The sequence below is a fragment of the Spirillospora sp. NPDC047418 genome (genome assembly GCF_040643275.1).
Lineage (GTDB): Bacteria > Actinomycetota > Actinomycetes > Streptosporangiales > Streptosporangiaceae > Spirillospora.
This window is the reverse complement of record NZ_JBEYTW010000063.1, coordinates 17,804-30,949: the sequence shown is the minus strand read 5'-3', so window position 1 is coordinate 30,949 and position 13,146 is coordinate 17,804. Positions and strand designations below refer to the sequence as shown.

Annotated in this window: 12 protein-coding genes and 1 pseudogene; 3 read left to right on the top strand and 10 right to left on the bottom strand. The window is 72.9% G+C overall.

Annotation, left to right across the window (positions count from 1 at the left end):
* Positions 1–53: 53 nt before the first annotated feature.
* Positions 54–650, bottom strand: coding sequence for an HD domain-containing protein (locus tag ABZ806_RS30750; RefSeq protein ID WP_500220923.1), 597 nt, complete (start codon positions 648–650; stop codon positions 54–56).
* A 150-nt stretch (positions 651–800) separates the two neighbouring features.
* Entirely contained in the window at positions 801–2,225 is a 1,425-nt protein-coding gene (gene gnd, locus ABZ806_RS30745) for an NADP-dependent phosphogluconate dehydrogenase (RefSeq protein ID WP_500220922.1), read from the bottom strand.
* Positions 2,226–2,369: 144 nt separating this feature from the next.
* Here gnd and ABZ806_RS30740 point away from each other — a divergent pair, with 144 nt between their 5' ends.
* Together ABZ806_RS30740 and ABZ806_RS30735 are read left to right on the top strand one after the other, a co-directional pair.
* A complete protein-coding gene (locus tag ABZ806_RS30740; protein WP_500220921.1) occupies positions 2,370–3,143 on the top strand; it encodes an HAD family hydrolase in 774 nt (257 codons plus the stop codon).
* Positions 3,140–5,536: a glycoside hydrolase family 65 protein gene (locus tag ABZ806_RS30735; RefSeq protein WP_500220920.1), complete on the top strand. Its 2,397-nt coding sequence runs from the start codon at positions 3,140–3,142 to the stop codon at positions 5,534–5,536. Before ABZ806_RS30740 ends, ABZ806_RS30735 begins: the two co-directional genes overlap by 4 nt.
* Positions 5,537–5,699: 163 nt before the next feature.
* Here the strand turns inward: ABZ806_RS30735 and soxR are convergent.
* From soxR to ABZ806_RS30700, 7 genes and pseudogenes are all read right to left on the bottom strand, one after another.
* A pseudogene (gene soxR / locus ABZ806_RS30730) lies at positions 5,700–6,146 on the bottom strand (redox-sensitive transcriptional activator SoxR); the annotation flags it as partial.
* A 46-nt stretch (positions 6,147–6,192) separates the two neighbouring features.
* A complete protein-coding gene (locus ABZ806_RS30725) occupies positions 6,193–6,768 on the bottom strand; it encodes an HdeD family acid-resistance protein (RefSeq protein ID WP_500220919.1) in 576 nt (191 codons plus the stop codon).
* Between the two features lie 137 nt (positions 6,769–6,905).
* A complete protein-coding gene (locus tag ABZ806_RS30720) occupies positions 6,906–8,723 on the bottom strand; it encodes a phosphoenolpyruvate carboxykinase (GTP) (protein ID WP_500220918.1) in 1,818 nt (605 codons plus the stop codon).
* A 176-nt stretch (positions 8,724–8,899) separates the two neighbouring features.
* Positions 8,900–9,946 carry an ABC transporter ATP-binding protein gene (locus ABZ806_RS30715; protein WP_500220917.1) on the bottom strand — a complete coding sequence of 349 codons (1,047 nt, stop codon included), beginning with the start codon at positions 9,944–9,946 and terminating at the stop codon, positions 8,900–8,902.
* A complete protein-coding gene (locus ABZ806_RS30710) occupies positions 9,943–10,743 on the bottom strand; it encodes an ABC transporter permease (RefSeq protein WP_500220916.1) in 801 nt (266 codons plus the stop codon). The genes ABZ806_RS30715 and ABZ806_RS30710 overlap by 4 nt, the downstream gene beginning before the upstream one ends.
* On the bottom strand, positions 10,740–11,519 hold the full coding sequence (gene modA / locus ABZ806_RS30705; protein WP_500220915.1) for a molybdate ABC transporter substrate-binding protein: 780 nt from the start codon (positions 11,517–11,519) through the stop codon (positions 10,740–10,742). Before modA ends, ABZ806_RS30710 begins: the two co-directional genes overlap by 4 nt.
* A complete protein-coding gene (locus ABZ806_RS30700; RefSeq protein ID WP_500220914.1) occupies positions 11,516–11,929 on the bottom strand; it encodes a TOBE domain-containing protein in 414 nt (137 codons plus the stop codon). Before ABZ806_RS30700 ends, modA begins: the two co-directional genes overlap by 4 nt.
* Before the next feature lie 251 nt (positions 11,930–12,180).
* Between ABZ806_RS30700 and ABZ806_RS30695 the strand changes: the two genes are divergently transcribed.
* Positions 12,181–12,780 carry a hypothetical protein gene (locus ABZ806_RS30695; protein ID WP_500220913.1) on the top strand — a complete coding sequence of 200 codons (600 nt, stop codon included), beginning with the start codon at positions 12,181–12,183 and terminating at the stop codon, positions 12,778–12,780.
* A 25-nt stretch (positions 12,781–12,805) separates the two neighbouring features.
* Here ABZ806_RS30695 and ABZ806_RS30690 read toward each other — a convergent pair whose 3' ends face one another.
* The gene (locus ABZ806_RS30690; RefSeq protein ID WP_500220912.1) at positions 12,806–13,012 is read right to left on the bottom strand and encodes a hypothetical protein; all 207 of its coding nucleotides are present in this window, start codon (positions 13,010–13,012) and stop codon (positions 12,806–12,808) included.
* Positions 13,013–13,146: the final 134 nt, after the last annotated feature.

Genomic DNA, 13,146 nt, shown 5'->3' with positions numbered 1-13,146 from the left:
CCGAGCACCCGTGCACGGAAGGGACGCCCGGCCGCGCCCGGCCGCGCCCGGGGTCAGACCAGGGCGTGGCCGTGCCCGGCCGCGAGCGGCGCGAGATCGGGCTCCCCGAACATCTCGCGCATCGCCGCGAACGCCGCGGCCTTCTCGTCACCGAACCGCCGCACATGCACGGCATAGGTCTGCGCGGACACGAACGTCGGCGGATTGGTCTTGCTGTGGAACTTGTCGGCGTACATGACGAGCCGCTCCTCGCCGCTCTCGGCCACGTAGTCGCCCGGCGGCATGGGCAGGCCCTGCCGCTCGATGTCGTCCCGCGTCAGTCCCATTCCCGTATGGCAGGAGCAGAACCGGCAGATCTCCTCGGGGAACCCCTCCTCGCGCAGCAGTTCATGTCCGAGCACTCCGTGCCGCACGTACTGCTTGAAGTCGATTCTCCCGGTCGCGTCGTAGAGCCGGTAGACCCCGATGTCGTGCAGCAGGCATCCGGCCCGCACGAGATCCCGGTCGACGTCGGGCCCGCCGCGTCCCATGATCTGCTCGGCGATCTCGCACACGATGACGCAGTGCGTCCAGACGAGGTCGAACGCCTCCCGCCCCGGCGCGTGCCTCCGGTGCAGGGCCCGAATCTCGTCGTCCCCCGGAACCCGCATCCCGCGAGTCTATTGACGCCGCCCGGACATGCCCGTGCCCCCGGGAGCACTCACCCTCCCGGGGTACGCACCCGCCGGTTCACGTTCCCTTGGGCGGCCCCGGGGAAGATGAACGCGCGGCTCCCGTACGGATCCCGGGAGGGATGGGCCTCAGGCGGTCACTTCGGTCCGGTCGGCGCCCCAGAGGGTGTGGAAGGAGCCTTCGCGGTCGACGCGGCGGTAGGTGTGCGCGCCGAAGAAGTCGCGCTGCCCCTGGGTGAGCGCGGCCGGCAGGCGGTCGGCGCGCAGCGAGTCGTAGTAGGCCAGGGCCGTGGAGAAGCCGGGCGCGGGGATGCCGAGGCGGGCGGCGGTGGCGACGACGTCGCGCCAGGCGTCCTGGGCGTCGCCGACGGCTTCGGCGAAGTGGTCGTCGGTCAGCAGGGTGGGCGTGTGCGGGTCGGCCTCGTAGGCGGCGCGGATGCGGTCCAGGAACTGGGCGCGGATGATGCAGCCGCCGCGCCAGATGGTGGCCATCGCGCCGAGGTCGATGTCCCAGCCGTACTCGGCGCTGCCCGCCTGGATCTCGTGGAAGCCCTGCGCGTAGGCGACGATCTTGGACGCGTAGAGGGCCTTCTCGACCGCGTCGGCGAAGCCCGGGCCGGCGGTGGCGGCGCGGGACGGGCCCGGCAGGTTCCGCGCGGCCTCGCGGAGCGCGGCGTGGCCGGAGACCGAGCGGGCGAAGACCGCCTCGGCGATGCCGCCGACGGGAACCCCCAGGTCGAGCGCGGTCTGCACGGTCCAGCGGCCGGTGCCCTTCTGCTCGGCCTGGTCGAGGACGACGTCCACGAACGGCGTGCCGGTGGACGCGTCGGTGTGCGCGAGGACCTCGGCGGTGATCTCGATGAGGTAGGACTCCAGCCGACCGGTGTTCCAGGTGCGGAACACCTCGGCGATCTCGGCGGGCGCGAGGCCGGCGGCGTGCCGGAGCAGGTCGTAGGCCTCGGCGATCAGCTGCATGTCGGCGTACTCGATGCCGTTGTGCACCATCTTCACGAAGTGCCCGGCGCCGTCGGGGCCGACGTGGACGCAGCAGGGCGTCCCGTCCACCTTGGCGGAGATGTCCTCCAGCAGCGGCCCGAGCGCCGCGTAGGACTCGGCGGACCCGCCCGGCATGATGCTCGGGCCGTGCAGCGCGCCCTCCTCGCCGCCGGAGATGCCGGCGCCGACGAAGTGCAGGCCGCGTTCGCGGAGCGCGGCCTCGCGGCGCCGGGTGTCGGCGAAGTTGGCGTTGCCGCCGTCCACGATCATGTCGCCGGGCTCCAGCAGCGGGGCGAACTCGTCGATGACGGCGTCGGTCGGGCCGCCCGCCTTCACCATGACGACCAGGCGCCGGGGCCGCTCCAGCGACGCCACGAACTGCTCCGGCGTCTCGGCGGGCAGGAACGTCCCCTCGTCGCCGAACTCCTCCACCAGCGCCTTGGTCCGGCTGGACGTGCGGTTGTGCACGGCGACGGGATGCCCGTGCCGGGCGAGGTTGCGGGCCAGGTTCCGGCCCATCACCGCCAGCCCGGTGACACCGATTCGCGCCTTGTCCATTGGCTCACTCCTCCTCGTGTGCGACCCTGACCAAGGGGTTGTACGCGGGCCATGATCCCCTTGTTCGAGCGCCGGGGGCGGTTGGCCGTGCCCGGCGCGGGGAACGGGTCGCGCGGGTATAGATCATCGACAACCTTCACTTCGATGGTGACATTCCAGGGGGTGCGGATGCTGGGACTGCCGGACGAGGCGGCGGCGTGTCTCTTCGATCTCGACGGGGTGCTGACCCGGACGGCGTCCGTCCACGCGGCGGCGTGGAAGGAGATGTTCGACGGCTACCTGAGGGAACGTTCCGAACGGACGGGCGGCACGTTCACCGAGTTCGATCCCGTCGGCGACTACGGCCGCTACGTGGACGGCAAGAAGCGCGAGGACGGGACGCGCTCGTTCCTGCGGTCGCGCGGCATCACGCTGCCCGAGGGCGACCCGGACGACCCGCCGGAGGCCGAGACGGTCCGCGGCCTCGGCAACCGCAAGAACGCGCTGGTGCTGAAGCTCATCGAGGAGAAGGGCGTCGAGACGTTCGACGACTCGATCGACTACGTCCGCGCGGCGCGGAAGGCGGGCCTGAAGACGGCGGTGGTGTCGTCGAGCGCGAACACCGTCCAGGTGCTGCGCACGGTCGGCATCACCGGCCTGTTCGACGCGCGGGTGGACGGCGTCGTCGCGGCCGACCGGCACCTGCCGGGCAAGCCGGCCCCGGACATGTTCCTCGCGGGCGCGCAGGAACTGGACGTCCCGCCGGCGAGGGCCGTGGTGTTCGAGGACGCGCTCGCCGGCGTCCAGGCCGGCCGCGCCGGCGGGTTCGCCTACGTGGTGGGCGTGAACCGGGTGGGCGAGGCGCACGCCAAGGCGCTCGCCGAGCACGGCGCGGACGTGGTGGTCGACGACCTGTCCGAACTGCTGGAGGGTGCGTGAAGGAGCGGGAGAGCGCCGTCGACCGGCCGGTGTTCCTGGTGGAGCCCTGGTGCGTCCGGGAGCCGGAGCTGCGGCTGGACCGGCTGGCGCAGAGCGAATCGGTGTTCGCGCTGTCCAACGGGCATCTCGGCATGCGCGCCAACCTCGACGAGGGGGAGCCGCACGGCCTGCCGGGCACGTATCTGAACTCGTTCTACGAGCAGCGTCCGCTGCCGCACGCCGAGACCGCCTACGGGTATCCCGAGTCGGGGCAGACGGTCATCAACGTCACCAACGGCAAGGTGATCCGGCTGCTGGTGGACGACGAGCCGCTCGACGTGCGCTACGGGCGCGTCCACCACCACGAGCGCGTGCTGGACATGCGGGCGGGCACGCTGACCCGGCACGTGGAGTGGACCTCCCCCGCCGACAAGACGATCAAGGTGACGTCGGTGCGGCTGGTGTCGCTGACCCAGCGGGCCATCGCGGCCGTCTGCTACGAGGTCGAGCCGGTGGACGAGGCGGTCCGGGTGGTCGCCCAGTCGGAGCTGGTGGCCAACGAGGCGCTGCCCGGCGGCGGCAAGGACCCGCGCGCGTCGGCGATCCTGGACTGCCCCCTGGTCAGCGAGGAGCACTTCGCCAACGGCACCAAGGTGCTGCTGCTGCACCGGACGCGGCGCAGCGGGCTGCGGATGGGCGCCGGCATGTCGCACGACATCGAGGGCCCCGAGTCGATGCGGGTGGAGACCGAGAGCGCCCCGGACGTCGGGCGGCTGACGGTCGCGACCCGGCTGGAGCCGGGGCAGAAGCTGCGGCTCGTCAAGTACATCGCCTACGGGTGGTCGAGCCGGCGGTCGCGGCCCGCGCTGCACGACCAGGTGGTCGGGGCGCTGGCGGGCGCGCGGCAGACCGGCTGGGACGGCCTGCTGGCCGAGCAGCGCGCCTACCTCGACGAGTTCTGGGAGGGCGCGGACGTCGAGGTCGAGGGCGACGCGGAGATCCAGCAGGCCGTCCGGTTCGGGCTCTTCCACGTCCTGCAGGCGGGCGCGCGCGCGGAGCGCCGCATGATCCCCGCCAAGGGGCTGACGGGTCCCGGCTACGACGGGCACACCTTCTGGGACACCGAGACGTTCGTGCTGCCCGTGCTGACCTACACGTCCCCCGGCGCGGCGGCGGACGCGCTCGCCTGGCGGCACATGACGCTGCCGCTGGCCTGCGAGCGCGCCCGGCAGCTCGGCCTGAACGGCGCCACGTTCCCGTGGCGGACGATCCGCGGCCAGGAGGCCTCGGGGTACTGGCCCGCCGGAACCGCGGCATTCCACATCAACGCCGACATCTCAGACGCCATCCTCCGCTACCTGGACGCGACGCGGGACGAGCAGTTCGAGCGGGAGATCGGCCTGGAGATCCTGGTGCAGACGGCGCGGCTGTGGCGCAGCCTCGGCCACCACGACGTCGGCGGCGTGTTCCGCATCGACGGCGTCACCGGCCCGGACGAGTACAGCGCGATCGTCGACAACAACGTCTACACCAACCTGATGGCGCGCCGGAACCTGCAGGAGGCCGCCGAGATGGCGATGCGCCATCCGGACGTCGCCGACCGGCTCGGGGTGAACGCCGAGGAGGCGGCGTCGTGGCGGGACGCGGCGGCCGCCATGCTGATCCCCTACGACGACCGGCTCGGCGTGCACCCGCAGAGCGAGAGCTTCACCAACCACGCCCGCTGGGACTTCGCGGCCACCAAGCCGGACCACTACCCGCTGCTGCTGAACTTCCCCTACTTCGACCTCTACCGCAAGCAGGTCGTGAAGCAGGCCGACCTCGTCCTCGCCCTGCACCTGTGCGGGGAGGCGTTCACCGAGGAGCAGAAGGAGCGCAACTTCGCCTACTACGAGGGGCTGACCGTCCGGGACTCCTCGCTGTCGGCGCAGACGCAGGCGGTCGTCGCGGCCGAGGTCGGCCAGCTCGACCTCGCGCACGACTACCTCGGCGAGACCGCGCTGATGGACCTGCACGACCTCAACCACAACACCCGCGACGGGCTGCACATCGCCTCGATGGCGGGGGCGTGGAGCGGCCTGGTCGCCGGGTTCGGCGGGATGCGGGCCCGCCGGGGCGAGCTGCGGTTCGCGCCGCGGCTGCCGGGCGGGATCAGCCGGCTGGCGTTCCGGATGCGCTACCGGGGCAGCCTGATCAAGGTCGGGGTGGCCGCGGAGGAGGCCCGCTACGAGCTGCTGGACGGGCCGGGCCTCGCGCTGTGGCACCACGGCGAGAAGTTCACGCTCGGCGACGACGCGCCGGTGGAGCTGCCGATCGAGCCGATCCAGGCGCGTCCGGCGCCGACGCAGCCGCCGGGCCGCGAACCGGCGCCGCGCCGCTTCGAACCGCACATCCGCGGCCCGCTCCGCCGCTAGCGGGCGCTCAGTCGCCCGGCGCGCAGGGAGCCGCGCATTCCGCGGGAACCCCGGCCGCCCCAGACCCGCCGGCCGCCCCGGTCACCCCGGTCCCGCCGGTCAACGCGGTCGCCCCGGTCCCGCCGGCCGCCCCAGACCCGCCGGTCCGGCGGGTCCGGTCGGCGAGGAGCCTGCGCGGGCCGGGGCCCTCGTCGCCGAGCCGGTCGTAGGGGTTGGCCAGCGCGCACCTGCTGATCGACAGGCAGCCGCAGCCGATGCAGTCGGTGAGGTCGTCGCGGAGCCTCTCCAGCTGGCGGATGCGGTCGTCGAGCTCGCCGCGCCACGTCTCCGACAGCCGGGCCCAGTCCGCGACCGTGGGGGTGCGCTCCTCGGGCAGGGTGGCGAGCGCGTCGCGGATGGCGCCGAGCGGGATCCCGACGCGCTGCGACACCTTGATGAAGGCGACCCGGCGGAGCGTGTCGCGGGTGAACCGGCGCTGGTTCCCGGCGGTCCGGCGGCTGCCGATCAGCCCCTTGGCCTCGTAGAAGTGCAGCGCCGAGACGGCCACGCCGCTCCGCTCGGCGAGCTGCCCGACGGTCAGTTCGTGCACCCGGTGCTCCAGCCGCGTCATGGCCCGCATCCTACGCGACCTCAACTCCGGTTGAGGTCTGCCGCCCTCACGGGCCGGGGGCGGCGCGCACCCCGTGCCGCCGCTCGGCGGTCCGGCCGAGCCGGCGCAGCCGGAACGCGACGCCGAGCATCGCGGCGCCGAACAGCAGCGCGAGCAGGCCGATCAGCCAGACCACCGCGATCGCCCCCGAGACCGGCCAGGCGAACAGCAGGATCCCGAAGATCAGCGAGATCGCCCCGGTCAGCACGTAGACCCATTCGCCGCGCAGCTCGCGGCGCAGCGCGACCGCGACGATGATCTCCAGCAGGCCGGTCGCGACCGCCCACGCGGCGATCAGCATCAGCAGGATGAACGCGGTGATGCCCGGCCACACCAGCGCGGCGATGCCGAGCGCGATCCCGGCGATCCCGGACAGCGCGAGCAGGCCGCGCGGGCCGCCGGTCGTGCCGCGGACCGCCTGCGTCACCGCGACGACCCCGTCCGCGAGCGCGTACGCGCCGAACAGCAGCACCAGCGCGAAGACGGTGATGCCGGGCCACACCAGCGCGACGATCCCGAACAGGATCGCGAACGCGCCGCGCAGCGCCAGCACCCACCAGTGCCGCGTCATCAGATCGAGCATGCCGGGCCTCCTGGGTCGGGAACTTCCCCAAGTGATGGCCCGTGTTCGGTCCCGGCAACGCCAAGGCCGGTCGCGGACTCCGCAAAGTCCGCGACCGGCCTGCGGGCTCACGCCGTGCGGCGGGCCGGCGCTCCGGCTCAGTGCTCCAGGCGGCGCACCAGGTCGTGGTACTCGTCCCACAGCGGCTTCGGCAGGTGGTCGCCGAACTTCTCGAAGAACTCCGGCACGAGCGCGGCCTCCTGCTTCCACACCTCGGTGTCGACCGACAGGAGCGTCTCCAGGTCGGCGTCGTCGATGGTGAGGCCGTCGGTGTCGAGCGCGTCCCGCGTCGGCAGGTGCCCGATCGGGGACTTGGCGGCGTCGGCCTTGCCGTTCAACCGCTCGACGATCCACTTCAGGACGCGGCTGTTCTCGCCGAAGCCGGGCCAGATGAACGTGCCGTCGGCGTTCTTGCGGAACCAGTTGACGTAGTAGATCCGCGGCAGCTTCTCGGCGTCGGTGGCCTTGCCGATGTCGAGCCAGTGGCCGAAGTAGTCGCCCATGTTGTAGCCGCAGAACGGCAGCATGGCGAACGGGTCGCGGCGCAGCTCGCCGACGGCGCCCTCGGCGGCGGCGGTCTTCTCGGACGCGATGTTGGCGCCGAGGAACACGCCCTGCTGCCAGTCGAACGACTCGGTGACGAGCGGGACCGCGGAGGCGCGCCGGCCGCCGAACAGGATCGCCGAGATCGGGACGCCCTTCGGGTCCTCCCACTCGTCGGCGATGATCGGGCACTGCCCGGCCGGGGTGGTGAAGCGGGCGTTCGGGTGGGCGGCCGGGGCCGGCGACTCCGGCGTCCAGTCGTTGCCCTTCCAGTCGGTGAGGTGCGCGGGCGGCTCGTCGGTGAGGCCCTCCCACCACACGTCGCCGTCGTCGGTGAGCGCGACGTTGGTGAAGATGCTGTTGCCCCACAGCGTCTTCACGGCGTTGGCGTTGGTGCTCTCGCCGGTGCCGGGGGCGACGCCGAAGAAGCCGGCCTCCGGGTTGATCGCGTAGAGGCGGCCGTCGTCGCCGAACCGCATCCAGGCGATGTCGTCGCCGATGGTCTCGACCTTCCAGCCGGGGATGGTCGGCTCCAGCATCGCGAGGTTGGTCTTGCCGCACGCCGACGGGAAGGCGGCGGCGACGTAGCGGGTCTCGCCCTCCGGCGGGGTGAGCTTGAGGACGAGCATGTGCTCGGCCATCCAGCCCTCGTCGCGCGCCATCGTCGAGGCGATGCGCAGCGCGTAGCACTTCTTGCCCAGCAGGGCGTTGCCGCCGTAGCCGGAGCCGTACGACCAGATCTCCCGGGTCTCGGGGAAGTGGGTGATGTACTTGGTGGAGTTGCAGGGCCACTTGACGTCCGCCCGGCCGGGCTCCAGCGGCGCGCCGACGGAGTGGACGGCCCTGACGAACGAGCCGCGCTCCTCGATCAGCCGCAGCGCGCCCGCGCCCATCCGCGTCATGATCTTCATGGACACCGCCACGTAGGCGGAGTCGGTGATCTCGACCCCGAGCTGGGAGATGGTGCCGCCGAGCGGGCCCATGCAGAACGGCACCACGTACATGGTGCGGCCCTTCATGCAGCCGTCGAAGAGGCCGGCCAGGGTCTCCTTCATCTCGGCGGGGGCGACCCAGTTGTTGGTGGGACCGGCGTCCTGCTCCTGCTCGGAGCAGATGAACGTGCGGTCCTCGACGCGGGCGACGTCGGTGGGGTCGGACGCGGCGTGGAAGCTGTTCGGCCGTTTGGCCGGGTCGAGCCGCGTGAGCGTGCCCTGCTCGACGAGGAGGCCGGTGAGCCGCTCCCACTCCTCGTCCGAGCCGTCGCACCACTCGACGCGGTCCGGCTTGGTCAGCTCGGCGATCCCGCGTACCCACTCAATCAGTTCGGTGTGGCCGGTTGGGGCCTGGTCGAGGCCGGGGACCTGGATGGACACGGGCTACTCCTTCAGCTGTTCGCAGGATGTTTGCATGATGAACAAGACCCGTCGTTTTTGCCATTTGGTCTGGACCAATCCCGTCCGCATTTGAGGCTTCTTGCCCGATTTGTGATTGTTCTCACGCGGCGACGGACGTGACGCCCGCCACCCCGGCGTGGTTCGGTACGGGCACCTCAAGCTGGATAAACGTGGGTCTCGGTGGCCTTCACGGCCGCCCAGATCGCGCTGCCCTCCGACAATTGGAGTTCCGCGACGGCGGCCGGAGTCACGTCCGCGACGGCGTCGAAAGGCGGCCCGGACAGCCGGATCCGGACACGGTCGCCCTGCCGTTCCACCGCCGCCACGCGGGCGCGCCAGAGGTTGCGCGGGCTGCCGTCGGGACGCGTCCGGTACAGCGCCACCGACGATGGCGCGAAGGCTATGAACACCTCACCCTCGGGTGAGTCCACCGTGTCCAGGGTCCCGGCGCCGTCGGCGATCACCACGGTCCCGCCCTCGGCCCTGCCCCGGTACAGGTTCAGCCCGACGAGCCGCGCCACGTAGTCGGTGCGGGGCCGGCGGGCGACGTCCGCCGGCGTCCCCTCCTGGACGAGCCGGCCGCCCTCGACCACCACGATGCGGTCGGCCAGCACCATGGCGTCCAGCGGATCGTGGGTGACGAGCACGGCCGCTCCCGCGAACCCGGCGAGGTGGCGGCGCAGCGCGGCCCGGATCTCCAGCCTCGTGTGGGCGTCGAGGGCGGCGAGCGGCTCGTCGAGCAGGAGCAGGCCCGGATCGACGGCCAGCGCGCGGGCGAGCGCCACCCGCTGCGCCTGCCCGCCCGACAGCGCGCGCGGCCGGGCCGACGCGTACTCCCCGAGCCCGACGCGGTCCAGCCATCCGGCGGCCACGCGGCGGGCGGCGCGGCGTCCGGCGCCCCGGCAGCGCGGCCCGAACGCGACGTTCTCCAGCGCGCTGAGGTGCGGGAACAGCAGGTAGTCCTGGAAGACCATGCCGATGCGGCGGCGGTCGGGCGGCAGCGGGCGCAGGTCCTCGCCCTCCACCCGGACGTGCCCGCCCGCCATCGGGACGAGCCCGGCCAGCGCCCGCAGCGCGGTGCTCTTCCCGGCGCCGTTCGGGCCGAGCAGCGCCACGACCTCGCCCGGCGCGGCGGTGAGCGCCAGATCGAGGTCGAACCCCGCCCGCCGCACGACGAGATGGGCCTCCAGCCCCGCGCTCACGTGCCGCCCACCCACCGGTCGCGGAGGGCCGCCAGGACGACGACCGAGACGGCGAGCAGGACGAGGCTGAGCACGATCGCGGCCTCCGGATCGGTCTCCAGCGCCAGGTAGACGGCGAGCGGCATCGTCTGCGTGCGGCCCGGGAAGTTGCCCGCGAAAGTGATCGTCGCGCCGAACTCGCCGAGCGCCCGCGCCCAGCACAGCACGGCGCCGGCCGCGACGCCGGGCGCGACGAGCGGCAGCGTGACGCGGCGGAAGACCGTCCAGCGGCCGGCGCCGAGGGTGGCGGCGGCCTCCTCGTAGCGCAGGTCGGCGGCGCGCAGCGCGCCCTCCACGCTGATCACCAGGAACGGCATCGCCACGAACGTCTCGGCCAGCACGACGCCGGCGGTGGTGAACGGGAACGTGATCCCGAACGCGGAGTCCAGCCAGCCGCCGACGAGGCCGCGGCGGCCGAGCACGAGCAGCAGCGCGACGCCGCCGACGACCGGCGGCAGCACCAGCGGCACCGTCACCAGCGCGCGGACCAGCCGGACGCCGGGGAACGGGACGCGCGCCAGCGTCCAGGCCAGCGGAACGCCGAACAGCACGCACAGGCAGGTGGCGAGGGTGGCGGTGAGCAGCGACAGGCGCAGCGCGTCCAGCACCTGCGGCTCGGCGAGCCGGGTGCCGAGCGTCGACCAGGGCGCCCGGACGAGCAGCCCGAACAGGGGCAGCACCAGGAACGCCAGCCCGATCAGCGCGGGCAGCAGCAGGACCCACGGCGGCCGCCCGCCCGGCACCGCGTCCGGTCTCATGGCGCTTCGAAGCCCGCCCGGGTCAGCGCCGCCTCGCCCTGCCCGCCGAGCACCAGCTCGATGAAGTCCGCGGCGAGGGCGGCGTTCGGGGCCTTGGCGACCCGCACGATCGGGTAGTCGTTGACGGCCTTCGCCGCCTCGGGGAACTCGATCCCCCGGACCCTCCCGTCCGCGGCCTTCACGTCGGTGCGGTAGACGAGTCCGGCGTCGGCCTCGCCGAGCCCGACCTTGGTCAGGACGGCCTTGACGTCCCTCTCCCTGGACGCGGGCTCGACCTCGACCCCGGCCGCGTCGAGCGCGGCCTTCGCGGCGGACCCGCACGGCACCTGCACGGCGCACAGGACCACCTTCAGGCCGGGCCGCGCCAGGTCCCCGACCGTGGCCACCTTGCCGGGATTGTCCTTGGGGACGGCGATGACCAGGCGGTTCCTAGTGAACACGCGCGGCCGCCCGGACGCGTCGCCCGCGTCGGTCACGGTCTTCATCGTGGCCGGGTTCGCGGACGCGAACACGTCCGCCGGCGCGCCCTGCGTGATCTGCTGCGCGAGCGTCGAACTGCCGCCGAAGTTGAACCGGACCGCCACGCCGGGGTGCGAGCCCTCGAACGCCTTCCCGAGCGCGGTGAACGTCTCGGTCAGCGACGCCGCCGCGAACACCGTCAGCGTCGCGCCGCCGCCGTCCCGGCCGCCGCCCGCCCCGGACGGGCCGTTCCCGACATCGCCGCAGCCCGCCGCCGCGAGCAGGAGGGCCGCCGCCACCGCCGCGCGCCTGATCATGACGCTCCCGGTTCCGCGACCTCGACCACGACGTTCGTCGACTTCACGACCGCCTCGGCGACCACGCCCACCTGGAGGCCGAGGTCGTCGGCGGCCTCCCGGCTCATCAGCGACACGACCCGGAACGGCCCCGCCTGGATCTCCACCTGCGCCATCACCCCGTCCCTGACCACGTCGGTGACGATGCCCCGCAGCCGGTTGCGCGCCGAGGAGAACCGCTCGGGCTGGTCGGGCGGCGCGGCCCCGCGCGCCTGGTCGCGCACGAAGGCGGCGAGTTCGGCGCCGGGGACGAGCCGGTGCCCGTGCTCGTCGCGGGACGCCGGGAGCCGCCCGCCGTCCACCCAGCGGCGGACGGTGTCCGCGCTGACCCCGAGCAGCGCGGCCGCCTCACTGATCCTGAACGTGGTCACCGGCCCAGCGTAGCCGACCGCAGATGCGAGCAGAAGAAGGCATTGATCCGAGAACCTGCAAGCATCAACGCTTCTTCGGGCTCGCAGCTGCGAGTCGGCACCTCATTCAGCGACGCCGAGCTCCCTGTCGCTTTTCATGAAAATGCTCCCCTTTTTGGCCACGGGCGGGTCTGCTGACCGTGTGGATCGCGCGGCTCCGGGTAAACGGAGTCTCAAAACAGAATTCGGACGCCCGGTCAGGAGGAATGATCATGACTGGGACCATGCGAGCACCGCGCACCCGCGGCGTCCTCAGTGGAGTCCTGCTGATCCTGCTGGGGCTGTGGGGCGGCCTGCTGCCCTTCGCCGGCCCCTACTTCGGCTTCGGCTTCGCGCCCGACGACACCTGGGTGTACACCACCGACCGGCTCGAACTGAGCGTCGCGCCCGCCGCCGCGGCCGTGCTCGGCGGGCTGATCCTGCTCTCCAGCGCCAACCGCGCCCTCGCGATGTTCGGCGGCTGGCTGGCCGCCCTCGGCGGCGCCTGGTTCGCCGTCGGCCCGCCCCTCGCCACGCTGTGGGACGTGCCCGGCATCGGCGCGCCGCTCGGCACCACCGAGGGCCAGATCCTGGCCGAGCGGCTCTCCGGGTCCACCGGGCTCGGCATTGTGATCGTGTTCCTCGCCGCGTTCGCGCTCGGCAGGTTCGCCGTCGTCGGCGCGCGGGAACCGGCGCCGCCGGCCGAACCCGCACCGGCCGGCACCACCCAGCCGATCGTGCACGGACGCTACGCGCGGGAGGGCCGGCAGGGGCCGCCGCCGCCGCGGCCCGGCGACCAGCACGTCGCGGGCGAACCGCGCTACGACCGCTGACGGCCGCCGGGGCCGTCCGCCGGCGTCACTTGCGGTCGCGGGACCGCATGTTGCGGACGGCCTTGGTGGTCTCGTAACTGCCGCGCTCGTCGTCCGTCCGGACGTCGTCGCGGTCGGTGAACATGGCCACGAAGGCGATCAGCAGGCCCACTCCGCCGATCCACGGCTCCCGCCAGGCGAAGCTGAGCGCCACGCATACGGCGGCCACGGAGAGCAGTAGCAAGAGCTTCACGTCGCACCCCTCGACCCGCGCCCTGATGCCCGGAGGGCAGGCCCTCCGGACGAAACCGGTGTCCATCCGGGATCAGCGAGTAATGGAAGACTTACCCGCGTCCCGTAGAGGGCATCCTGACATGCCGCGGCCCG